Source organism: Neptuniibacter sp. QD34_54 (assembly GCF_047778055.1).
GTDB lineage: Bacteria > Pseudomonadota > Gammaproteobacteria > Pseudomonadales > Balneatricaceae > Neptuniibacter.
In genome coordinates this window covers 863,719-888,008 of the sequence record NZ_CP180546.1, presented here as the reverse complement: position 1 = coordinate 888,008, position 24,290 = coordinate 863,719, and the positions used below count along the sequence as shown (strand labels likewise).

Sequence of the window (24,290 nt, the reverse complement as noted above, 5' to 3'; positions counted from 1 at the left end):
TTAGGACTTAGTCGCAATTGGACGAGCTGGATCTCTGATCCACTCGCTCCAAGAACCACTATAAACCCGGCTACCGCTCAATCCCGCAATTTCCATCGCCAATTGATTGTGACAAGCTGTCACACCGGACCCACACATGTGAACCACGGCTTCAACCGATTTACCGCCTAAGACGCTTAACCACTCTTCACGAAGCTGAGCTGCTGGCTTAAATTTACCCTCGGCTAAGTTATCCGTCAGTGGACGGTTTAAAGCACTTGGGACATGACCAGCGATTGGGTCGATTGGCTCCACCTCACCTCTATAGCGCTCGGCTGCACGAGCATCAACAAGATAGATGGACTGAGCATCAAGTGCCTGTTCAACCTCTGCTACCGTCAAATTCTGATTTGGCAGTAACGAGAATGTATACGCAGTAGAAGTCGGTTGTGGGATATGATCATTTAACTCACCACCTAGCGATTGCCAAGAAGCTAGACCACCATCCAACACCGCTACCGCTTTATGCCCCACCAAACGTAACAACCACCAGCAACGCGCCGCCATGGCCCCAGCACAATCGTCATAAACAACGACTTGAGTATTATTGCTCACTCCCGCCTGCACTAAACGAGCGACAAACCGTTCTAAATCAGGCAACGGATGTCGTCCTGTTTCTGGTGTAATCGACGAGGACAGATCCTGATCAAGATCGAGATAGATCGCCCCTGGAATATGCCCTTCAAGGTAGGCATTTTTACCCGCCGAGGTATCCGCTAAGTTAAAACGACAATCAAAAACCACCCAATCAGATTCTGATATGTGATTCTGAAGCTCTTCGGCGCTAATGATTGTCGTAAACATATTTAACTTTGGAACCTGTTAATAAGTTTCATACTTTCTCAGAGGGCTATAAAACGACCAGATACGCGAAAGTCAGTGCAGCGAAATGTCTGGACCTTTTCAAGCTGACTGACAAAGTAGATGGTCGTTTTAGAACCCACCCTGCGGGGCTTACAGAACTTGTTAGCAGGTTCCTTAGCCTTTTTCGATTTATAGGTAAGCCGCTAGCTCTTCTTTAAGTAGATCAAGTTCATTCTGAGCTTTCTGCTTTTGTTTCTTTTTCAAGCCTTCAACCTGAGCCGTTTTCTCAGCGATCACAGATTGCGCAGCCGCTGCTTTATCGTCAGCTTGCTCAACTTGCTCAAGCATAGGTTTAAGTTGCATCAAGATTCCGCGACGACGGCCTTCTTCAGCACGTGCAATCTCTTCTGCAGATTTCTCTTTTTTCTTTTTAACTTCCGTTTTAGCTTCTGCAACGTAAGTTAATGGGCGAATACCAGCCGCAATTCGCGCTTTATCCATCAACGGCACAGTGATTTCACGTGCTTTCTCTGCACCCTTCTGTAGAACCTCTTCCACTTCACCAAGATCGTTCATCAACTCATTGTAGCGAGCACGTGGAGCAGACAGTTTTGCGTCTAGGAACTCAAATAGTTCTTTCTTCGCATCACCCCAACCGATACCGTTTTCGAACTGCTGGCGCATTGCAGCTGCTTCATTTTCATTAGCAAAGCAGTTGTATAGCTGGAAGATTGTGCTGTTATCAGCGTCTTTAGGTTCACCCGGCTCGCGCGTGTCCGTTTTGATCTGCTTAATCAGCTTGTATAGTTCATCAGCAGAAGCAAACAACGGAATCGTGTTGTCGTAGCTCTTCGACATCTTACGACCATCCAGACCCGGAATTAGCTGAGTCTGCTCATCCACTACCGCTTCTGGCAATGTGAATAGGTTTTCGTAAGTGTGGTTAAAACGACCCGCCATATCACGTGCCATCTCAATGTGTTGAATCTGGTCTTTACCAACTGGGATAAGATCGGCATTGAACATCAGGATGTCAGCTGCCATTAGGATTGGGTAGCTGAACAGACCCATTGTGATGCCATCATCCAGATCGCTGCTACCCGCATCGCGGTTAGCATCAACAGAAGCTTTGTAAGCGTGAGCACGGTTCATCAGACCTTTAGAACACATGCAGGTTAGAATCCACGTTAGTTCCGTGATCTCAGGGATATCTGTTTGACGGTAGAACGTCGCTTTATCCGTATCTAAGCCTAACGCTAACCAAGTCGCTGCGATCTCACGCGTTGATTGAGCAACACGCTCTGGATCATGGCACTTAATTAATGCGTGGAAATCAGCTAGAAAATAGCAGTTGTTGTACTCACCTGTCTGACTCATTTCGATGGCAGGCTTAATCGCACCCAAGTAATTCCCAATGTGAGGTGTACCTGTAGTAGTGATACCCGTCAGAACAGTTTTCTTATCCATTATTCACTTCTCTAATCTGCATGGCGTTGCCCGCTATAAAAAATGTGGCAACTCAATATATGTCACTAATTTAATGGCGGTTATAATACCGAAAAAACGTGGAGGTTGCCCCCATAACCCTCACTATTCCTTTGCTGTTTCTTGTATCCACCCAATGTCGAGATGACAGCGCTGCTAGGTTAGGGCTTAATAGGCCTACAACAATAACAATACTGAGAATTTTATGACTGATTCTATCGCTTCTTGGGTTACTTTATCCGCTCTGTTTGCCAGTGCTGGCTGGTACATTTTTCAAAGCCCTGAGCGTAATCTCAATGCAATCGTAATGTGTGTGATGTCAGGCATTTTATGCCTGTTCGGCGGTTTCCTTATTTCTGGTCTTTTAATGAAAATAACCGGCACGTTAGAAAACCCACTGATTCCAGCGCTACTCGTCTGTGTTGGCACAGCCATCTGCACTGTTGCTCATACGCTTTACAAGAAACGAACCGCCTCTTAATTGCAGATGATTCGATCCAGAAAAGGCCATATTAAAAATGGCCTTTTTTGTATCTACAGACAGGGTTATTATCTAGAGACTTTTTACTGCAAAGATAGATTCTTCCTATGCTGATTGTCGTATCACCTGCCAAAACTCTGGATTATGAAACTGCCCCTGTCACTGAAACATACAGCCAGCCAGAGTTTCTTGATCATTCCCAACTTCTCATTGATGAACTGAAAAAGCATTCCGTACAGGATATTGCTCAGATGATGAAGTTGAGCGACAAACTGGCCAGTTTAAACGTTGCCCGTTATGAATCATGGACACCTGAATTCAATACTGAGAACGCTAAACAAGCCGTTCTAGCATTTAAAGGTGATGTATACACAGGGTTAGACGCTGAAACTTTATCGGAAGAAGACCTAGCTTTTGCACAGGATCACCTACGCATCCTTTCAGGTCTTTATGGCGTGTTGAAACCGCTCGATCTGATGCAACCCTATCGCTTAGAGATGGGCACAAAGCTGTCGAATAGCCGCGGTAAAAACCTATACGAATTCTGGGGTACTCAGATCTGTGAGCGATTGAATCAAGAGCTTTCTGAGCAGAAAGAGCAGGTACTGATCAACCTTGCTTCTAATGAGTACTACAAAGCAGCTAAAGAGAAAAACATCTCCGCACGTATCATTACACCAGCGTTTAAAGACTGGAAGAATGGTCAATATAAGATGATCAGCTTCTACGCTAAAAAAGCTCGAGGTTTGATGACCCGCTACATTATTCAAAACAAGATCGAAAACCCTGAAGACTTAAAAGGCTTTGATCTTGAAGGTTACCGTTTCGCTGAGAGCATGTCTGAAGGCGATACTTGGACATTCATTCGCGATCACGAAGAGTAAACCTCTTCGCTTATCCCAGATACAAAAAAGCCAAAGCATATTGCTTTGGCTTTTTTAGTGGTGGGTATAAGCTTAGTTTTGCTCGATACCTACGATAAACCAATCCGCATTTTCTTTAGTCATATCACGTGCCAAGTGCCACGTTTCATTAAACTCAGTCGCTTCAGAGGCATTCTCTTTCAACCAGCCGTAGAAGTTAATGCTCACAATCACCTCATCTTCTTGAGTGATGAAGTTAGCTAACTCCGACATAACCGATACAACTTCTGTTACCTGATCAGCCGGTGACTTAGCACGCTCTTGCTGAAGCGCATTAAACAACTCTTCAGAAGTATAAGTACGGATTTCGTCCCAATCAGAACGATCCCAAGCCTTTTGTAGGTTTACAAAGTGCTCACGGGAACCTTCCAAGAATGCGTCTTTATTAAACCAAGAAGGAATCTCGATCTCAGCAGAATCACCCCAACCGGAATCATAAGCAGGCATTGGTTTAAACTCCTGCACGTTCTCAGTTTGAGCTTCGCGCTGCATTGGCTGTGGCTGCTGTTCTGGTGTATAAGGCTGACCTGGCCCATGACCACCTTGCGTTGCGTAATCCGGACGCTGCGCCTGTTTTCGCATCGAGAAGATTTTGTAAACAATAAAGATCACCGCAGCGATTAGAATCAGATCCATAAACTGCAGACCTTCAAACGCCCCACCGAATAGTAACGCGCCAAAAATACCACCCGCCAACAAACCAGCCATCAAACCACCAAAACCTTTTTTCTTAGGTGCTGTAGTTGTGTTTGTTGTCGTTTTATCAGCTTGCTTTTGTTGCTGTTGAGCAGGCTGTGATTTTTTAGGTGAAGAAAAGCTTTTACCAAATGAAGATCCACCACCAAAGCGCTTAGCTTCAGCTGTCTCAGCGATAGGAAGCGAAATCAAAAATACCGCCATTAAAGTAACCAAAAAAGTCCGCATTGTTTCTCCTAAATAACTAACTTTTACCGGTAACTGTACCGGCAACTACAGCAAGATAAATCCCTGTGAATATTAAAGCGATACCCCATAAATGAAAAGCCTGAACCTGCTCTGCGAGGAAAATCACTGATAATACAATCCCCCACATTGGCACTTGGTGAATAAATAATCCAGCTTTATGAGCGCCTAGCTTTTCAACACCATAATTCCAAAACAGATAAGCCAAGATAGAAGGAAAAATGGCTAAATAGGAGATCAGTAACATCAGATCCGTATCCCAGTGAATCTGCAAAGCTCTCTCGGTTTCCAACAGTGAAAGCGGTACTAGAATAATCACCCCTACGGTTAAAGAAACCGAGAAAAACGCAAACCCACTCATCTCTTTCGGTTTCCAACGCAACGCTAGGCTGTAACAAGCCCAAACAAACATTGCGAGTAACACCCAAAGGTCACCACTGTTGAAGTTAAGCGACATTAAAGCCTCAGGATCACCTTTACTGATCAAAGCTAAAACACCTAGAAGCGAAAGCAATACACCCAACCATTGCCGCATGGTCGCAGACTCACGAAGCACTAATGTGCTCATACAGAGAATCATGATCGGCATTGAAGATTGCATCAGGGTGCCATTCATAGCGGTCGTCGTTTGCAAACCGATATAAGCTAAGGTGTTGAAACCGGCAACACTCAAAGCGCCAAACAGCACTAACCTAGGCCAATACTGTCGAATCACATCGCGATGCTTATAAATGGTAGGGATAGCAAAAGGTAATAAAATAACGAACGCTAATGACCAGCGAATCAACGCTAGCGTAATCGGGGGGATATCAACAGAAAAAGCACGCGCTAAAACAAAGTTACCCGCCCAAAAAAGCGTGGTAAGCGTCAACAGTAGATAAGCCAAATATGACCTCGAAAGTCTTATTTATTCTTCTGCAAAAAACGCGAAAGTAGACTGTTACTCGCATCATTGCCCGTAATGACATAATGCAGGACATTATAATTATTTACAGTCCATTGCATACGGCGATTGGATTTATTTAAACCACAAATCAGGACTTCATCGCCCTCTTGTAGCTCATCCAACTCGCCAGGCAACATATCAATAAAATCCCCACGCTTTAACATTAGAGGAAAGGCATGTAGATTTTTCTTGCGATTGTGAGGGTCTTTAAAGAACAGAGAGAGCGTTAAGTCGAAGCCTTGTCTCTTTGCTTCCATAAAAGCAGGTGTTTCTTTCTCGCCTACAGTATAGGCCCAGCTATCTAACTCCCTGTCCCCTACCACACTGCTCATTCGATTAATCAATGTGTGTGCCCAGACATCGTCAAACTTATCCCGCATCTCTTCGATAAATATAGGCACTAGCGGCGATTTAACATGCGCAAGGATGCGGTTAGCGATAATACGCCCCGGCTCCATAATAAAATCAGCACGGCTGTTTTTAAAAACCAAGCCATTGGCATGGATGTTTTGTCTAACTACAGTCAGGAGTTTTGGGTTCAATTCTCGAGCGGTCATCATGATGGACAGGTTATCGGCATCATTATTGGTACCCGCAACGATACCCACTGCGTCCATAACCCCCGCTTCCATCAGTGTAACCGCTTCAGTACCAACGCCGGTTACTTGATGTGGAAGGTCTTTTATTTTTTCTGCATCAATATCTAAAACCGTCAGTTCGACATCACTTTCATCAAAATCGCGATACAACGCACGGCCAAAACGACCGTGCCCACAGATGATCCAACGCCCTTTTGTACGCTGATAGACGCTGGAAAGCGGACGATGGAATGGATTGTGAATCCAGTCATAGACCAGATGCATATAAGGCGCATGAGCCGCTAAAGAAAGATACTGTGCATAGGTACGGAACGGGTCCACTACCAGATCCGTACCAAAAGATTTTAGATTGGCAGAGGTAATATCAGATTCGGTACGACTGATCACCATCCGCTCAGGATTTAACAATTTACTAGCGATTGCAATAGAGAGATTAACCTGATCATGGTTCGTTAACGCCATGATGCCAATACATTTGGGATGCTGAAGGCCTGCCGCATCTAAGACATCGGGAAGAGAAGCATCGGCACAAAGCGCGGAAACAGAGACAGGTAACTCATCCATCTCTAACGCATCTATTTTGTCCTGATTGATATCAACAACCACCACGCGGATGTCACGTCGTACTAGCTGTCGAACAACGACACTTCCGGTCACACCGTAGCCACAAATCAGATAAAAGGGCTCGTTCATTTGCCGAACATCTGCAGTGAAGGAGCGCCTGCGCATCATACGGCCAAATACGGGTTCTTGTATCAGAGCCAGTGTCGTACCTATACCGTATAACCAAGCGATTACCGTGGCGTAGATGCAAAAGAGCGTCCACATACGTTGAGCCGAAGTGAATTCATAAGGAATTTCACCAAAGCCGATGGTCGACCCCATAAAGGAGACAAAGTAAACCGCATGGAAGAAATCCATTCGGTAAACATTACCCTGATCATCCTCCCCAGGTATAAGTACAAATCCAAGTACTGAGATGGAGTAAACAACAATCAGAGTAATTAACGGTACCCTTAAGCGCCGTAAAAATAGATAGATAACGTTATTCATAAAGAATAATCGCTCAGTGCTTATCGACGCAGCATGGCAGTTTCAACTACCAACAAAATAACCGAGATAACATTGGCTAAGAGCGCGCCTGCACTTAGAGAAACAACGCTCGACATATTAGATGGGTCCATACCAATACCGCTAATCTGCTCTGCGTAACCCCAAATTCCTGCAGCGACGATTAGTTGCAGGTCAGCAACTAATGAGGTAGCTAGCATCAGTGCACCTAGATGTGTTCGGTCACCAAATTTAATGACTGTACAGATCATGCTGACAACTAATGCAGCAAAAAACTCGTAAACGTTATGGTGAGCTGGGTTTTCTATATCCCCAAGAAAGAAGCCAAAGTTGAGCGTCAATGCCAACACAATAAAAAACGCAAAAATCACTTTTTCCTTGTTCATCGCTTCCTTCAACTCCTGAACTTTTTTAACGAAGATCTGGATTGTAACACCCACGCTTACTAAATCCATTGAGTTGGATTAAGGAACCCTAACCGTTATGCTTTGTCACAACATAACATTTTGGTGTTTTTACGATTTAAGGCTTATTTTTATGCTAACTCTTTCCATGCCACGGCTAGTTATTTTTGCTGGTCTATTGTCTGCGGTTTTATCCACATCAGTATTCGCAGACGTCGAAAAAAGTCCCAACGATCCAAATGTGTATCGCAGCCTAACCTTAGATAATCAACTGCGCGTTTTATTGATCTCGAATCCTAAAAGTGACAAAGCGGCTGCCTCTATGAATGTAGCGGTGGGATCTAGTGCTAACCCTAAAGATCGCGCGGGTCTAGCCCATTATCTCGAACACATGCTGTTCTTAGGCACCGAAAAATACCCTGCTGCGGATGAATATCAGAGTTTCATCCGTTCTCACGGTGGCGGCCATAACGCTTATACATCGATGGAAAACACCAACTACTTCTTTGATGTCACTGCTGATAATTTAGAACCCGCTTTAGATCGCTTTGCACAATTCTTTATTGCGCCGCTATTTGATGAAAAATACGTAGATCGCGAGCGCCATGCTGTTCACTCGGAATATCAATCAAAGATTAAAGATGATTACCGCCGTAGCTATGCCGTAACGAAATCTTTAATGAACCAACAAAATAGCCACAACTGGTTTGCAGTGGGTAGTTTAGAAACTCTAGCTAATACTCCCGAGCGCCCAATTCGTAAAGAGTTAATCGAATTTTATCAGCGCTATTATTCTGCCAACCTGATGGCACTTGCCGTGCAAGGTAGAGAACCACTAGACCAATTAGAGCAGATGGTAAGAGAGAAATTCAGCGCGGTTAAAAACTACGATTCTAAAGCGTTTGAAACCAAAACCTCTCTGTTTAATCCGAAGCAACTTCCGCAGTTGGTTAAGATCAAAAGCGTAAAAGATATCCGCTCACTTACGCTAACCTTCCCTACTGCTGAAACTCGCAGTCATTGGGAAAGCAAGCCGCTGTATTACATCAGCAACCTGATCGGCTATGAAGGCAAAGGCAGCTTACTTTCTCTACTGAAAGAGAAAGGCTTGGCAACGTCCCTTTCTGCTTCACAAGGTCATGATTTGGATAACCAAGCTAGCTTTATGGTCAGCATGCGCCTAACCGAACAAGGCCTAGAGCAGTACCAGCAAGTTATCCAAATGGTATTCCAGTATGTTGAATTACTAAAACAGAGTGGCATTCAAAAAGCGCTATTTGATGAAGAAAAACAACTGAGCAACATCCGTTTCACCTTTCAGGAGCAATCAGAACCCATCCACATGGTGAGCGGTTTGACACGACAGATGCAATTTTTCCCAACGGAGAAAGTCATCTCTGCGAACTATACCTTTAATGAGTTTAAGCCTGAGCTGATTAAGCAATATCTGGATCAGATCAAGCCAGAGAATATGCTGGTGACCATTAAAGCGCGTGATGTTAAAGGCAACCAAACAGAACCTGACTACAACGTACCTTTTGAAGTTTCTCAATTTAATGCGGAAACCTTGAAAAGCTTCGCCGTTAAAGCAATTGATTCGAAATTAACGGTTCGCAGCACTAACCCGTTTATTGCTCAGGACCTAGATCTTCTAGCAGCAAAAACTAAAAAAGCGCCTTATCTACTGCAAGATAAACAAGGTTTCGAACATTGGCATTTAACCGATGTTAGCTTTAATGTGCCGAAAGCAAATGCCTATTTCACACTGCAAACCCCATTTGCCAATACCAGCGCTAAAAACTGGGTGATGAACAGTCTTTTCACTGAGATGCTGCAAGAGCAACTCAATGAAACACTCTACGATGCTTATCTAGCTGGTCTAGGCACGAATATTTACCCACATATGAAGGGCTTTACGGTTCGCTTATCCGGTTATAACGACAAGCTAGATCTACTAACAAAAGATGTGGTTTCTGCGATTAATAAACCGGACCTCCCAAAAGAGCGTTTTGAGATCCTAAAGCAGAAGTATCTAGATAACTTAGCGAACCAGCTAAATGATAAGCCGTACAATCAAACGACGAGTCGTCTGTATGAATTGCTTCTACCTCAGTGGAGCAATGCAGAGGAACGTCGTGAAGCAGAAAAACTGACGGTTAGAGATCTTGCCGCTTATGCAGCTAAATTGCAGGAAACGCCGGACATTAAACTACTTACACATGGCAATATAAGCGAAGCAGACGCCGAAACTATCGCTTCACAGATCAAGGATAGCCTATGGCAATCCGGTGCTAAAGAAGTCACGCCCGTCCAGGTAGTTCAAGTACCGCGCCAGCAGCAGCTTACAGATAAGTTAGTGATTGATCATGATGATTCGGCGATCTCTGTTTTGCTACAAGGCAATAACAACAGCAATAAAGAGAAAGCTGAATTCTCTGTATTGAGCGAAATTTTATCCGCGCCTTTCTACAATCAGCTGCGCACCGAAAAACAGCTGGGGTACATCGTCTTCGGTACACCTTTACAGATGCACAAAACACCGGGTATTGCCTTTATCGTGCAATCCCCTGTGGCAGACGGTAAAACGCTGGCAAAAGAGATTGATCAGTTCTTAATGCAATCGAGCAATTTGATCTCGCAATTAAATCAGAAAGAGCTGAACAAATTTAAACGCAGTGTAATTTCTAGAATCACTAAACAGGATAAAAAACTATCCAGTCGTACCAAGCGATTCTGGCGAGAGCTCGATTGGGGTGAAACAGAGTTTGATACCCGTAAGAAGCTGGCGGAAGCTGTCAAGAAAGTAACCTTAGACGATCTATCCAAACGCTACGCTGGTTTGTTTGATCGCCGTTTAACGGTCTTAAGTACAGGTAAGAAGTTTGAACGCCCTGCAACCGAGCCGACACAATTAACTCGCTTGTTTAAGCAACGAAGAGATCAGGGCGCTTTCACTCCTGATAACTGATGGTCCCTCTCGCTAAGAAAATCGCACGATTATTGGTCTGGATTAATAATCGTGCGTTTTTTAGCTTTTTCTTGCTCTAATTCCAACTGTTTTTGCTTTTGCGCTTCTATTGGTCGGAAATAAACAGAATCTTTTACTTCAGGCTCTACTAGCTCTTCACAGCCCTGCCCTAAGATAAGACATCGCGCTTTTTTCTCATCCTTACCTATCTGGACAAAGATCTTGTCCTCACCTTTTAATGGTGGCTTTTTCGGTTTGCCTACCGGTACTTCATTTACCACTGGTGGAACATAAGGAATCACGACCGGCTCTGGCAAATTACTCGGCAAGTCCTTAGGTTTGATCTCATTCATGCGCTCTTTATCAAAGGTGCCTCTGCGCCAATCCTTGTAGGCAGTCTCACCATCAACCGTGCCGTAGAAATAACCTTTAGGTGAGGTGATATCGTATTCGATAGGCAGTTCGATCTCTTCCTCCGCACTTACTACGCAAGAAATAAGGCACAGACCGAAAGCAATCGATCTAATAGGCATCGTCAAAAGCATCTTCCATAGGATAAATAGCCTCAGCGTATACAGCTAATTCTTCCAAAATGTGGCGTTTATTATCATCCATTTCCGGCTGACCATAGAGTTCATTCAAGCGTTGGAAGAATGTATCCATAGTCAAATGACCACCTTCGCCTTTTAACAATTTACGACGACGATAATCTTCCCATTGCATCTGTTCTTCCTGAGTTAACACAGAGCTGCAATTACGCGCTTTATAGCGCAATAACATCTCCTCAAGCCGAGGATCTTGGAATGGCAGATCCAGCTCAGCCAACTCCATAGGGCCCGTTTGGCGAATTTGATCCATGGATTTACGATCTGATGGCGTAAAGAAACCGCCACTGTATAGCATCATATCCGGATCGCTTTCCGCCTCAAAAGGGCTCTCACTATAGATATCGGCAATTTTCTGTGACAGACCAGTAAAACTTCGTAGCATCTGCAAATGCGTTCGACACACATCCCCATCAATCTGCAAACGGGCCGCTTCCTCAGTATTCAACATGCCGGCAGGCGCTATGATCGGGCACTTATTGATATGCACCTGCTTTAAGGCGATTTTCGGATCAGCATCAGTGAGCTCTGAATGCTTTGTATAAAGTAAACGCCTTAACTCTTCGACCGGCAATTGCATCAGTGGATCTGGGTTTACACGCAGATCCCACACTAACACTCCATTTTTATTCACAGGATGCGTCGCCAAGGGTGCCACAATGGCAGCATTACCATGCTCAACTGGGTAGCGTGAAGAAACATGTAACACAGGCTTATGACTTTGCGGGTCTAGCAGGTTTTGAATAGATTGTTTACTACGGTTATTTAGCACGTAATTAAATAACTTAGGCTGCTTATCCCGCACCAGCTTTGCCATCTCAATCGTGGCATACACATCTGATAAAGCATCATGGGCATGACCATGGTCGATACCATTAGCAACCGTTAAATCTTCTAGTCTTAAACTTGGTGAGCCATCTTCATATTTAGGCCAAGTAATCCCTTCAGGACGTAGGGATCGAGTCAATCGCAACATATCGATAATATCCCAACGGGAACAACCGTTTTGCCACTCTCGAGAATAGGGATCAAAGAAGTTACGATACAAACCGTATCGCGTTACTTCATCATCAAAACGAATGCTGTTGTAGCCCACACCACAAGTGCCAGGACGAGCAAGCTGCTCATGAATCTGTGCAAAGAAATCCGCTTCACACACACCCTCTTCTATCGCTTTTTGCGGTGTAATCCCTGTAATCAAACACGCTTCTGGATGAGGGAGTTGGTCCTCACTTGGTTTGCAATAAAACATCACAGGCTCTTCGATGATGTTTAGCTGATCATCGGTACGAATACCGGCAAACTGGACCGGCCAATCGCGTTTAGGATCTGCGCCAAATGTTTCATAGTCATGCCAAAAAAATGTTAAAGGCGCATTAGCCATAAATTATCCTTGCCAAAAGGGTAAATCTGATAGATATAATGTGGTTATTAGCTATATATTTTAAAAGAATAGCCAATAGAACGCTCTGTATTTCAGATTAACATTTCAATGTTAAGGGTTCACCCATGTCTCATAATCAGGATGTAATGAACAAAGTTTGCCCCTGTGGTTCCAATAAACCGTTTGATTACTGCTGCAAACCAATCGTACAAGGGCAAAAACCTGCACCAACGGCGGAAGCATTGATGCGATCCCGCTACACAGCCTTTGCGCTGGGTGCTATAGATTATCTAATCAATACCACTGCGCCAGAAAACCGCGGCGAAGATGATGCCGAAATTTTGGCTGACCAAGTCAAATATACAAACTGGACAGGCCTAACAATTTTAGATACTAGCCAAGGCAATCGTTCTGACGAGACCGGCATGGTTGAGTTTGAAGCAAATTTCGAAACAGATGACCAAAGCGGAACCTTGTATGAAAAATCAAACTTTCGGAAAGAAGATGGTTTTTGGATCTATGTTGATGGTGATGTAGAAATTCGAACTTAGTAATAATTCTGCTTATCGCTTTAGAAAGTAAGCTCAGTTATCAATATTTAATTTTTATCTGGGCTTATTCTCTAACACCTTCTATTTCCTAGACTTAGCCGAAATAGTCAGTGCTCTTGCAAACTATCTTTGTCTTTCCTTTTGTAAAAGCCACTCAAAAAACATTAAATGCCAGTACATTATCTTAATGTCAACGCTGTCAGTCACTAAATTCTCAGGTAGAATATTGGCCCTTAAAGGTAGCGCGTTCCATCTTATATATACGCGTAGCCGCAGAAGTACAGGACACTATGCTAGCAAGATTTTTAAAGCCTAATTGGCAACACGCCAAACCCGAAAAGCGGATCAAAGCGATTGCAAAACTTCGCAAAACTGATGCCGACGCTCAAACTATCCTATCGCAGCTAGCACTGAAAGATCAGGACGAGACAGTACGTTTAAATGCTACTGAAAAACTCTCAGACCTTAACCTATTAGTCCAAATCAGCCAGAACGACAGTTCTAGCAATATCCAACAATTAGCTCTACACCGAATTAGTCAAATTCTTCTCAGCCAAGAAGAGACACCGCTTCAAGAAGAAAAAAGCTCTGCACTTTCCTACATTACGGATGGTGATCTACTCACTCATATTGCGCTTAACAGCCAAGATGAACAGCTTCGTGAGCAAGCCGTTATCCAAGTTACTGACGATCATGATCTTGTTCTTATTGCAGAAAAAAGCCAACGGGCTAGTTTGCGCGTCCTAGCTGCCGGTCAGATCAATAGTGAAGAGATTCTTGAGCAACTCCAAAAGGCAGCTCGTAATAAAGATAAAGGCGTCGTTAAAGTCACGAAAGAAAAGCTTCAAGTCATTCGTGAACAGAAGAAGCAAGAACAAGCTCAACAAGAAGCGATCCAGAAACAGTTAGCTTCTATTCAACAACTCGCAACAACTGAATTCTTCCCGCTGTATTCGGCGAAGATGACTGCTATTGAAGCGGACTGGGAAAAACTTAGCTCTTCGACGAATTCCGAGCAACAAGAGCTTTTCCAAGAAAAGCTAAAAATTTGTTCTGAAACGATCCAGAAGCATGATGCAGAACAACAGGCTGAACAAGAGAAAGAAGCTCAGCTAGAGAAGCAAAAAGCTCAAAGCCATGCAGTGTACTCTGAGCTATGTATTCTTAAAGAACAAAGCAGCACATTACCTGCAGATAAGGCACAGCTAAAAACATTCCAATCTCGTTTGGAATCGCTTTGTGCTGATTGGACAGCAGTTAAGCAATACAGCAGCAAAGATGAGCAGGCTAGCTTCGATAAAATCACCGCTCAATTAAAGAACCTATTGGTTTCTTATTTTCATCTGATTGAAGCCGAAGAAAAAATTAAAGCTCTGTGCGCTGTATTGAATGGTTCACCTGAGATTGAGCCATTGAACAAAGCCGCGCAAGAAGCCACACAGCTAATAAACAAATTTAGCTGGCCTAAATTACAAGAGAAGCCTGCTTCACTAACAGAGCTAGAAGAAGGCTTAGCTTGCGCGAAATTGCGTCTAGACGCCGATAATAATCATGCGCTACAGCTACAAAAAGAGCTTAGCGATGTCTTAGATGGACTAAAATCTGCGATCTCATCCGGTGAAATCCGCTCTGCTGACAAGCAAATTAAAAGAGCAGAACAGCTAAGTAAACGCCTAAATGGCAACCTAACACCAGAGCTTGAACAACGTATTAAAGCACTTGGAGCCGAGCTTCAAGAGATTAGGGACTGGCAAGCTTATGCTGTCGCACCAAAAAAAGAATCTCTATGTGAAGAGATGGAAACACTGAGCCAATCCAATCTTCCAGTACAAGATTTAGCGACCCAAGTTCGTAGGATCCAGAAAGAGTGGAAACTGCTTGATGCAACCGACTCTGTTCATTCGCAACAGCTTTGGAAGCGATTCAAAAAAGCCTCAGACGCTGCGTATGCGCCTTGTGACCAACACTTTGCTCAACAGCGAGATATTCGCAAGAGCAATTTAGAAAAGCGCCAGCAGATCTTAGAAGCGCTAAAAGACCTAAAAGCACCTCAAGAAAAAACTGTCGAAAACTGGAAGGATTACAGTCATCAGATCCATCAAGCGAAAACAGAATGGCGCAATTATTCCCCTGTTGATCGTGCTCCAGGTAAAAAGCTACAAGTTCAGTTTGATCAATTATTAAAAGAACTGGATGCACCGCTAAAAGAGATTCGACAGGCTAACGCCAAAGAAAAGCAAAGTTTAATCGCCGAAACAGAGCAGCTTCTGCAAGCAACAAATCTTCATAATGCGACAGAGCAAGTTAAAGAGCTTCAAAAAGCCTGGAAATTAATTGGCCCTGCTCCTCGCAATCAAGAAAGAAAACTTTGGAATCAGTTTAGAGAAAACTGCAGTCAAGTTTTTGAAATGTATTTCGCTGATAAATCATCATCGAAAGAAGGCAATTCTCAAGCACAAAACAGTAACGCTATAGAAAAACAGTGCTCTGAACTAGAGCAGCTGATTGAAACCGGCGCTAGCTTAAATCATCTGCAGGAACTTCTTGGTTCTATGCAGCAGCTTCTGCCAATTGAAGACGAAACCTTATCCGAGCGAATCGAAAAAGCAATCAACTATGTGCAGCGTCAAAAGCACGAGTTGAAACAATTCGAGTCAGAGCCATACCTAACGATTCAGCGCAAGGCTGAAATTTGCGAACAGCTTGAGCATGCAATATTGGATGAGACTGTAAGTGATTGCATAGCATCGCTACAACATGCTTGGGAGCAAGAACCTGAATCACCTTCTGAAAAATCAGATATCGACCAGCGTTTTGCAGTTCTTCTATCTTTGATCTCTAACCCAGATGAAATGGATGAGATGATCAATACCCAAGAACAACGCTTACGCCACCTTTGTATTCGCCTAGAGATAGCAACATCCCAGCCTTCGCCACCAGAAGACCAAGCGCTGCGTATGGAATATCAAATGGAGCGTTTACAGCAAGCACTTGCTGAACAAAAACAGGGCTTTAATCTCAGTGAGATCAAACAGCTTGAACAAGAATGGCTAGGCATACCTTTTGCCGCTCATTTCGAAGAGTTCAATGAGCGCTTTGAAGAAAGATTGCAGCAATTACTCTAAAAAGATTAGAAACAAAAAAACCGCTAAAAAGCGGTTTTTTTATATATAAGCTATTCAGCTTTATGACATGTGCAAGCCGCCATTCACCGACATATCCGCACCTGTGATATAACCAGAATGCTCGCCACACAAGAAATTGCACATGTGACCAATCTCTTCAGGCGTACCAAAACGACCCACAGGGATACCAGCGCAAATCTGATCTTGAATCTCTTGAGCTATCTTCGCCACCATTGCAGTTTTAATATAACCAGGCGAAACCGTATTTACCGTCACACCTTTACGTGCAACCTCTTGAGCCAAGGCTTTAGTGAAACCATGAATACCTGCTTTTGCTGCAGAGTAGTTACACTGACCAAACTGACCTTTCTGAGCGTTTACAGAAGAGATATTGATGATACGGCCCCAACCGCTATCAATCATGCCGTTGATAACTAAACGGGTCATATGGAACATAGAATCAAGGTTAGCTGTTAAGACCTCATCCCACTGTTCCCAACTCATCTTTTTAAACTGACCATCACGTGTGATACCTGCGTTATTTATCAGAATATCAACAGTGCCGCCCGTCAGCTCTTCAACTGTAGCTATACACTGAGCACATGACTCAGCATCAGTCACATCACCGTAAGCTACATCAATCTCATAACCTGCTGCTTTTTGCTCTGCTTGCCAAGCTTGAGCTTTTGAATGGTCTCCACCACTGTTGTAACCAGCAACTACTCGAAATCCACCATCAACCAATTCACGGCAAATCGACGTACCTAAGCCACCTGTTCCACCTGTTACTAGGGCAATTTTTTGACCCATGTTACATCCCCTTTTTACGCATTTGTGCTTTGTAGTAATTATTTATGGTCCATCTTTGCCAAACTAAGAATACCCACCAGCTCGAGGCTTTGAATAAGGTATTTCATAAGTTGGTTATATATCGATCATAATCCGATATCTTCAACGATAATAATATGACTTTGGTTGAAGAGTAATAAGGATAATCCAATACTATGAAGTAAAAGTGACAAACCAATACAATCAAGGAAGTCGACGCAACGCAGCAATAATATCCAAAATGGAATCTATCACAGCAAAAGATATGTATAGAACAGAAAAGAACAGGAATTAAAAACCCTAAATAAACACTTACTTTTCAGCAGGTTAAAAATCTAGACTACATTTGAAATAAGAATTTATTAATAGGTAAGAAAAGCTATTAAGCCATCTTTTTTTTACCGCATCGCAACAACCGCTAGCATTGTAAAATAGTTAACAGTTTTAACGAGTTAGAGCGACGTAAACAGAAAGTTTAAGGGTAAACGCGTATTCAAGCTCCCGCAGCGGGTACAACATCTGACTCTTGTATTTCGCAAATCCCCGATTCTGGATCACAAATCGGAAGGACAACAAGGTGGTCAAATTCAATTTTTAACCCGATACGCTCACCTACATCATGGTCATGATGACACGCGGTGATACAAGGTACGATTTCGCCATTATCCAACTGAACTTGGTAAAGATAATGAGAACCTCGGAACCATTTACTGACGATCAGCCCGGTGGTATCACTTTCTTCTTCATGCTGAATATCATCTGGTCGAATTAACAACTCAACTTCAGTCCCTGGCGCATAAACTAGCTTTTCGTCGCCGACCAAAACGCCTAACGATGTCTCAACCGAATAAGCATCTTTGATACGCGCCTTAAGAAACTCCCCCAAACCGATAAAGTCAGCTACAAAGCGGGTTTTGGGTTCATGATAGATATTAAAAGCCGTGCCCCACTGTTGAATAACACCTTGTTGCATTACGGCAATTTTATCTGCCATTGCAAAGGCTTCCATCTGGTCGTGTGTTACCAGAATAGCGCTCACCTCTTCTTGCTTAAGGATATCTCGAATCTCAGGTACTAGGGTTTCACGCAGGTTAGCATCCAAGCCAGAAAACGGCTCATCCAACAACAGTAGATCAGGCTTTGGTGCCATCGCACGCGCAAGCGCAATCCTTTGTTGCTGACCACCTGATAAAGAGTGCGGGTAGCGCTCCTCTACACCCGGCAAGCCTACTAGCTCAAGCAACTCTGAAATACGTGCGATCTTATCAGCTCTGCTCCAGTTTTTGATACCAAATGCAATATTATCCGCGATGCTCAAATGCGGGAACAATGCGATATCTTGGAAAACCATACCAATATTGCGTTGCTCAGTTGGCATGCAAAATTGCGAAGTGGACAACTGCTGCCCCAACATGGAAATCTCGCCAGATTTAACTGGCTCAAACCCCGCAATCGATCTTAGCAGTGTAGATTTACCACAGCCACTAGGCCCTAAAAGACAACCAATTTCACCCTTTTCTAATCCCAAAGAAACATTATGCACAACCTCAACATCACCATAGGCTAAGGTTACATCATCAATTAAAAGGTGTTTTGCTTGGCTCATAACTTAGTTTCCTGCACGCCCTTTAGATATTGAGCGGCTTAGTAAAATCACCGGTAATAGACCTACCGCTACTATTAATAATGACGCTGGCGCTGCATCGATCAATCTTTCATCTGACGCCAACTCAAACGCTCTAACAGCTAGCGTATTAAAGTTGAAAGGCCTCAATATAAGAGTCGCTGGAAGCTCTTTTAAAACATCGACAAATACAATTAGAAGCGCAGTTAATACAGAACTACGCATCAAAGGTACATGTACCTGTTTTAATACTTGTAACGGCGTACAGCCTAAAGTGCGCGCCGCGCCATCTAGACTTGGTTTTATCTTGCCTAAACCACTCTGAATCGAGCCCAGAGAGACCGCTAAGAAGCGAACAGTATAAGCAAATAATAGCGCGACAATCGTCCCAGAAAGAATCAGCCCTAAATCAACGTCGAACCAATTTTTGGCAGCTGCGATTAGTTGATGATCCATCCATGCAAATGGGATGATAACCCCTATAGCGATAATGGTTCCTGGCAACGCATAACCCATCCCCGCAGTTGCAATAGAGAAACGCACGCCTTTACTTGGCGTTAAACGTCCAGCATAAGCTAATAAGAGCGCAAAACCGACAGCAATCAGGGCAGCCAGAAATGCCAAATAGAAAGAGTTCCATGCTAACTCAAGAAAATCACCATCAGACAGATCCGCCTGCGTAAAACTCCAATATCCAAGCAAGCCTGCAGGAATCAGAAATCCGAATAGAACTGGGAACAAGCACACGATAAATGCAAAGCACGCTTTCCCGCCTTTAAGCTCGATTAGCTTGGCCTTAGCTTTATATTCTGCTGAAGAGTGGTACCTTGCTTTACGACGAGAATATTTTTCGACTAAAACTAGAAGCGCTACAAATCCAAGTAGAAAGGCTGCCAACTGAGCCGCAGCAGCGGAGTCGCCAAAACCATAAAAAGTACGAAAAATACCTGTAGTAAAGGTGCTAACGCCAAAATACTGCACGGTGCCATAATCAGCCAATGTTTCCATCAACGCCAAGGTTAAGCCAGCTATAATTGCAGGACGCGCTAAAGGCAAAGCTAATTTGAACAAGCCTTGCCACTGGTTATAGCCTAGAGTTCTGCTGACTTCCAAAGTACTAGCGGATTGCTCAAGAAAGGCTGCACGGCTTAATAGATATACATACGGATACAACACTAAAGCCAGCATCATAATCGCTCCACCTAAAGAACGAACTTCGAAAAACCAATACTCGCCGTAACCGAGTCCAGTGATATCTCTGATTAGAGTTTGCACTGGGCCAGCATAGTCCAATAAGCCCGTATAAGTGTAAGCAATGATATAGGCAGGGACAGCTAAAGGCAGAAGCAGAGCCCAAGCAAACAATTTGCGCCCAGGGAATTCGCAAACGCTTGTGAGCCAAGCGGTTGGGATACCTAAAAGAAGAACACCAAACCCCACGCCGAGCATGAGTAGTAATGAATTACTGACGTAATCAGCGAGGACCGTGTTATATAGATGAGAGAAAACATCAGCAGAGCCGTTAAAAACAAATCCAACTATTACAGCAAGTGGCAGTAATAGAAGAAAAGTTACGACGAAGCTACTTGTCGCAAGCCAATTTTGTCCAAATTGTTTGAATTTAACTGCAGGCATTATTTTTTTACAGGCTCTGAAAAAACAGAAAACGCCTGTAAGACTTCTCTACAGGCGCTTAGGTCAAGCTATTCTATCACTTAATAAACAATTACTTGATAATAAAATAAATCACTTCCAACCTGCGCGATCCATTAATTCAACTGCGCTACGGTTATTTTCACCCAGTTTGCTCAACACAATATCGTCAGCAGTAAATTCACCCAACCCAGCCAACGTGTCAGACACCTTAGCAGTCGTTACGACAGGATATTCGTTATTAACCTCTGCATACCAAGCTTGAGACTGATCAGAGGCCATAAATTCCATTAGCTTCACTGCATTATCAACATTACGAGCATGCTTAGTCACACCTGCGCCACTAACGTTCATATGAACACCACGGTCAGCTTGGTTTGGCCAAAACGCTGCCAATTTAGCTCCAATTGCTTTCTTTTCAGCATTTTCGCTATTTAACAAACGACCAAAATAGTAAGTATTTGCTATGGCGATATCACATACGCCTGCTGCTGCAGCTTTTAGCTGATCAGTATCACCACCTGAAGGCGGCTTCGCGAAGTTTTTCACTAAACCTTTAGCCCAAGCTTCAGTTTTCTCTACGCCGATAGCATCGATCATAGAAGCAACTAAGGATTGATTATAAATATTATTGGAAGAACGAACACAGATACGCCCTTTCCATTTTGAATCAGCTAGATCTTCATAAGTGGACAACTCTGAAGGATCAACTTTACCTTTTACGTAAAAGATCGTTCTAGCACGCTGAGACATGCCATACCAATAACCATCAGCATCTTTAAGACTTTGAGGAATAACTTTATTTAAAGTGTCGCTTCCAGACACTTGAAGAACACCAGCACTCTTAGCGCGGTGTAAACGACCAGCATCAACAGTAACAAACAGATCAGCAGGGCTTGCTTTACCTTCTACTTCAAGACGCTTTAGCAGCGCATCAGCCTTACCAGTTACAAGGTTTACACTAATGCCAGTTTCATCTGTAAAACGATCTAGAAGCGGTTTAATCAAGGCTTCTTTACGTGCCGAATAAACATTTACAACACCAGCTTCTTGAGCAAAAGCAGATGTAGGTAATAAAGCGGATACAGTGACAGCTGCAACAGCACCAACAGAGGAAACAATCTTAGCTAAAGCATTTATCTTCATTAAAAAAACCTCAACACTCAACAATACAAAACGTGTCTTAAAGTAAGAATAGAATCATAAACGATAACCGTTATCATTGATATATATCTATTCAATTATCATTTGCTACTTTTGGCTTCGATATTTGCCTTAAGCGACTAAATAATGATTTAAACGGCTGAAAATAAAGATAGAGAACATTTTGCTCATTTGCCTCTACTTTTCTAGAAATACCAAACTCTAATTCCTGATCTCGTTCAGAATAAACCAAAGTACCTGTCCAGCGATCCCAAACAGCCAAGATAACCCCATAGTTTTTATCAAAATGCTTGGGCAAAGTTGAATGATGAATCTGATGCTGCGCAGGCGAGATCAACCATCGCTCTACTCCATCCCAATAACCGATCGCTATCTGGGAATGACGTAAATTTGATCCCAGCAGATTGAATAGAAAGGTCGTTACAACCACACCGTAAAACATAAATAGATCAACACGATCACCAAACAGGAAGGTAAATACTGCGATTAAAAAACCTTGAACAAATATCGATCGAAACGAAAACAGAATGCCTTCAACCGGATGGGTACGAAAAACAGTGATGGGCGTTAATACCCGGGCGGAATGATGCACTTTATGAAACTCCCACAAAAACGGTACTTCATGCAGAAGTTTGTGTACAAAAAAACGGGAGAAGTCATTCAGGATAAAGTAACTGAATGTAAATAGTGCAGTTATCGTCCATAGTGGCCAGTCATTACCAACAGATTGGTAACCCCACCATTCATAACACTTAAAAAAGAGCCATTGAGACACTGTAATATGCGTCAATAGTAACGGCGCTATAAATAAAAAAGAGAACTTGTTGATCAGAAAAATAAGGTAGTCAGCTTTCGCTGATTGCGACCACCAAACCTTGGCGCTAAAGATAATCGAAATCGCTTTAGCAAAAGAGACTCTTTTAGTTTGAACCAACCAAACGACAGCAATAACAAGAGCTGCTAACAAGTAGCCCCAATAGACGCGTTTTTTACTATTGGTAAAGTCCACTAGCACTGAATTATAGAATTCAGAAAAGATCTCGAGCATAGCCCCCTCAAATACAAAAAAACCAGCCCTGTTAGCAAGGCTGGCTTTTATCAATTGCTCTGTAGCGAATTAGTCGTTTTCTACGTAACCGCCAGAACCTAGTTTGTCAGCTAGAGCGCCCATGTCACCTAGAACATCTTTGTTACGCGCTTTAACGCCAAACTGATCAACCATCAACTGCTGAACTTTAAGCATGTGTAGCATGTACTGCTTCATGTCGCCAGAAGACGCTTGGATGTAGTTACCTTTGTCGTCTAGACCAACAACTTGCGTATTACCCAGCAATACAGGGCTGAAACCGATCAAACGGTTAAGTTTTACAGCTGTTTCACCAAGGTTTTTATTACCTGTTTGAAGTGCTAGTGCGAAACCTTTCAACTCACCCCAGTGCTTAGCGTAAGCACGGAATGCAGGAGCAACATCACCGTTAGTTTCAACCAGCTTGTTGATCTCTTTAAGGTCTTTGTAAGTAGAACCTGCGTATTTGAATACAGCTTCTGCGATAACCATTTCCCAGTTATCAGCGATAGTCGCTGCATGAGCTTTAAGCTCTGTACGCTGCTTGTCAGTTAGTGCTTCACCTTTAGCATCTGTGATCAGCTGACGACCATCAACGAAAGCTTGCATGATATTGTGCAGGTACGTTGTTTTACCGCCCTTATCGAAGCCAGCTGCATAATATGCGTGAGCGTAAGTCATCTCATTGTAAAGGGATACTTTACCGTCTTTGTTGAAGTCAGCTTTAGCAAGCGCACCTTCTTTCTGCTTAGCGATGTTGTAAACATCTTCTGCTGTCAGGTTAAGCGTATTCGCTGGTGCACCGAAGTAACCAAAACCTTCGTCCCAAGCGTGCTCTTTACCTGTGTAATGTTTACCTTCTTTGTAAGGCTTGTTGTTTGGCTTTTTGTCAGCATCTAGCTTTTCATCTAGGTAGTTATCTACAGCTTGGTTGTAGAATACTGCACCCATTGCGAACTTAGAGATAAGCTGACGGTAGTCGTAACCTGTTAGAGGGTCATAGCCTTTGTCAGAAGCTGCAGCTTTCTCGATCATGAAAGTAATTACTTCAGGACCTGTCATGTTGCCTGGCCAGCCTGGTACAGCACCTTTGAACGTTTTACCGGATAGGTTCTTACCTTTGGAGATCTCGTCTACAGAAGTCTCTGCAACTACGAAACCGCCTTTAGTTGCCGGAGAAAGGATCTCACGACCAGCGTCTTTACCTTCGTAGTAAGCAAGCATTTTTGCTTTAAGTTCAGCGTTTGGCTGACCGTTACCTTGGCCTGCCAATTTTTTCAAAGAAGTGTGAAGAACCTGACGTGCAGCCTGACCCGTATACGCAACAGAATTAGTAGCATCACCGTTGTAACCTTTTAGAGTTACAGGGAAATTGTCGTAATTTTGAGCCGCATTAGCACCTAGCGCAGTAACCATAGCAACACTAGCAACAAGAACTTTAAGCTTCACAGAAACCCCCTTCATGGATTCACAGAATATTGATCGCTTATACAAGATGGCGCAAAGGTACCACACTCCAAAAGATAACGCTACAGATAAACATTCTCATTTAGATAAACATCTATTTTCTTGATTAGGGTTAAAATTAGCCTTAAATACCCTAGACCGGTACACTTCAGTTTCTTCCC

General features: G+C 43.3%; 19 protein-coding genes. 5 read left to right on the top strand and 14 right to left on the bottom strand.

Features of this window, described 5'->3' with window-relative positions:
* Entirely contained in the window at window positions 1–843 is an 843-nt protein-coding gene (locus ACMXYP_RS03800) for a sulfurtransferase (RefSeq protein WP_415883682.1), read from the bottom strand.
* 189 nt (window positions 844–1,032) lie between these two features.
* On the bottom strand, window positions 1,033–2,310 hold the full coding sequence (locus tag ACMXYP_RS03795) for a tryptophan--tRNA ligase (RefSeq protein ID WP_415883681.1): 1,278 nt from the start codon (window positions 2,308–2,310) through the stop codon (window positions 1,033–1,035).
* A gap of 223 nt (window positions 2,311–2,533) precedes the next feature.
* Between ACMXYP_RS03795 and ACMXYP_RS03790 the strand changes: the two genes are divergently transcribed.
* Both ACMXYP_RS03790 and yaaA read left to right on the top strand, forming a co-directional pair.
* Window positions 2,534–2,809, top strand: coding sequence for a hypothetical protein (locus ACMXYP_RS03790; protein WP_415883680.1), 276 nt, complete (start codon window positions 2,534–2,536; stop codon window positions 2,807–2,809).
* 107 nt (window positions 2,810–2,916) lie between these two features.
* Window positions 2,917–3,693, top strand: a complete 777-nt coding sequence (gene yaaA / locus ACMXYP_RS03785; protein ID WP_415883679.1) for a peroxide stress protein YaaA — start codon at window positions 2,917–2,919, stop codon at window positions 3,691–3,693.
* Between the two features lie 72 nt (window positions 3,694–3,765).
* On the opposite strand, the gene ACMXYP_RS03780 is transcribed toward yaaA, so the two are convergent.
* The 4 genes from ACMXYP_RS03780 to ACMXYP_RS03765 are packed head-to-tail and all read right to left on the bottom strand — an operon-like array spanning window position 3,766 to window position 7,730.
* A complete protein-coding gene (locus tag ACMXYP_RS03780; protein ID WP_415883678.1) occupies window positions 3,766–4,632 on the bottom strand; it encodes a Tim44 domain-containing protein in 867 nt (288 codons plus the stop codon).
* A 40-nt stretch (window positions 4,633–4,672) separates the two neighbouring features.
* Window positions 4,673–5,560, bottom strand: a complete 888-nt coding sequence (locus tag ACMXYP_RS03775; RefSeq protein WP_415883677.1) for a DMT family transporter — start codon at window positions 5,558–5,560, stop codon at window positions 4,673–4,675.
* Window positions 5,561–5,577: 17 nt separating this feature from the next.
* On the bottom strand, window positions 5,578–7,272 hold the full coding sequence (locus ACMXYP_RS03770; RefSeq protein ID WP_415883676.1) for an NAD-binding protein: 1,695 nt from the start codon (window positions 7,270–7,272) through the stop codon (window positions 5,578–5,580).
* Window positions 7,273–7,292: 20 nt separating this feature from the next.
* Window positions 7,293–7,730 carry a DUF6394 family protein gene (locus tag ACMXYP_RS03765; protein WP_415883675.1) on the bottom strand — a complete coding sequence of 146 codons (438 nt, stop codon included), beginning with the start codon at window positions 7,728–7,730 and terminating at the stop codon, window positions 7,293–7,295.
* Between the two features lie 97 nt (window positions 7,731–7,827).
* Here ACMXYP_RS03765 and ACMXYP_RS03760 point away from each other — a divergent pair, with 97 nt between their 5' ends.
* Window positions 7,828–10,662 (top strand): insulinase family protein, encoded by a 2,835-nt coding sequence (locus ACMXYP_RS03760; RefSeq protein WP_415883674.1) that lies wholly within the window; start codon window positions 7,828–7,830, stop codon window positions 10,660–10,662.
* 29 nt (window positions 10,663–10,691) lie between these two features.
* Here ACMXYP_RS03760 and ACMXYP_RS03755 read toward each other — a convergent pair whose 3' ends face one another.
* Both ACMXYP_RS03755 and sbcB read right to left on the bottom strand, forming a co-directional pair.
* A complete protein-coding gene (locus ACMXYP_RS03755; RefSeq protein ID WP_415883673.1) occupies window positions 10,692–11,201 on the bottom strand; it encodes a hypothetical protein in 510 nt (169 codons plus the stop codon).
* Window positions 11,185–12,651, bottom strand: coding sequence for an exodeoxyribonuclease I (sbcB, locus tag ACMXYP_RS03750; protein WP_415883672.1), 1,467 nt, complete (start codon window positions 12,649–12,651; stop codon window positions 11,185–11,187). Before sbcB ends, ACMXYP_RS03755 begins: the two co-directional genes overlap by 17 nt.
* A 125-nt stretch (window positions 12,652–12,776) precedes the next feature.
* On the opposite strand from sbcB, the gene ACMXYP_RS03745 reads away from it, so the two are divergent.
* Together ACMXYP_RS03745 and ACMXYP_RS03740 are read left to right on the top strand one after the other, a co-directional pair.
* Window positions 12,777–13,202 (top strand): YchJ family protein, encoded by a 426-nt coding sequence (locus ACMXYP_RS03745; RefSeq protein WP_415883671.1) that lies wholly within the window; start codon window positions 12,777–12,779, stop codon window positions 13,200–13,202.
* Window positions 13,203–13,492: 290 nt separating this feature from the next.
* Complete coding sequence (locus tag ACMXYP_RS03740; RefSeq protein ID WP_415883670.1) at window positions 13,493–16,327, top strand: DUF349 domain-containing protein; 2,835 nt, start codon at window positions 13,493–13,495, stop codon at window positions 16,325–16,327.
* A gap of 60 nt (window positions 16,328–16,387) precedes the next feature.
* Here ACMXYP_RS03740 and phbB read toward each other — a convergent pair whose 3' ends face one another.
* The 6 genes from phbB to ACMXYP_RS03710 form a co-directional block, all read right to left on the bottom strand.
* Window positions 16,388–17,137 carry an acetoacetyl-CoA reductase gene (phbB, locus tag ACMXYP_RS03735; RefSeq protein WP_415883669.1) on the bottom strand — a complete coding sequence of 250 codons (750 nt, stop codon included), beginning with the start codon at window positions 17,135–17,137 and terminating at the stop codon, window positions 16,388–16,390.
* A gap of 511 nt (window positions 17,138–17,648) precedes the next feature.
* On the bottom strand, window positions 17,649–18,761 hold the full coding sequence (locus ACMXYP_RS03730; RefSeq protein WP_415883668.1) for an ABC transporter ATP-binding protein: 1,113 nt from the start codon (window positions 18,759–18,761) through the stop codon (window positions 17,649–17,651).
* A gap of 3 nt (window positions 18,762–18,764) precedes the next feature.
* Window positions 18,765–20,414, bottom strand: coding sequence for an ABC transporter permease (locus tag ACMXYP_RS03725; RefSeq protein WP_415883667.1), 1,650 nt, complete (start codon window positions 20,412–20,414; stop codon window positions 18,765–18,767).
* A 111-nt stretch (window positions 20,415–20,525) separates the two neighbouring features.
* Entirely contained in the window at window positions 20,526–21,578 is a 1,053-nt protein-coding gene (locus ACMXYP_RS03720) for a Fe(3+) ABC transporter substrate-binding protein (protein ID WP_415883666.1), read from the bottom strand.
* A 91-nt stretch (window positions 21,579–21,669) separates the two neighbouring features.
* Window positions 21,670–22,644 (bottom strand): sterol desaturase family protein, encoded by a 975-nt coding sequence (locus ACMXYP_RS03715; RefSeq protein WP_415883665.1) that lies wholly within the window; start codon window positions 22,642–22,644, stop codon window positions 21,670–21,672.
* Between the two features lie 69 nt (window positions 22,645–22,713).
* Complete coding sequence (locus tag ACMXYP_RS03710; protein WP_415883664.1) at window positions 22,714–24,111, bottom strand: DUF4856 domain-containing protein; 1,398 nt, start codon at window positions 24,109–24,111, stop codon at window positions 22,714–22,716.
* Window positions 24,112–24,290: the final 179 nt, after the last annotated feature.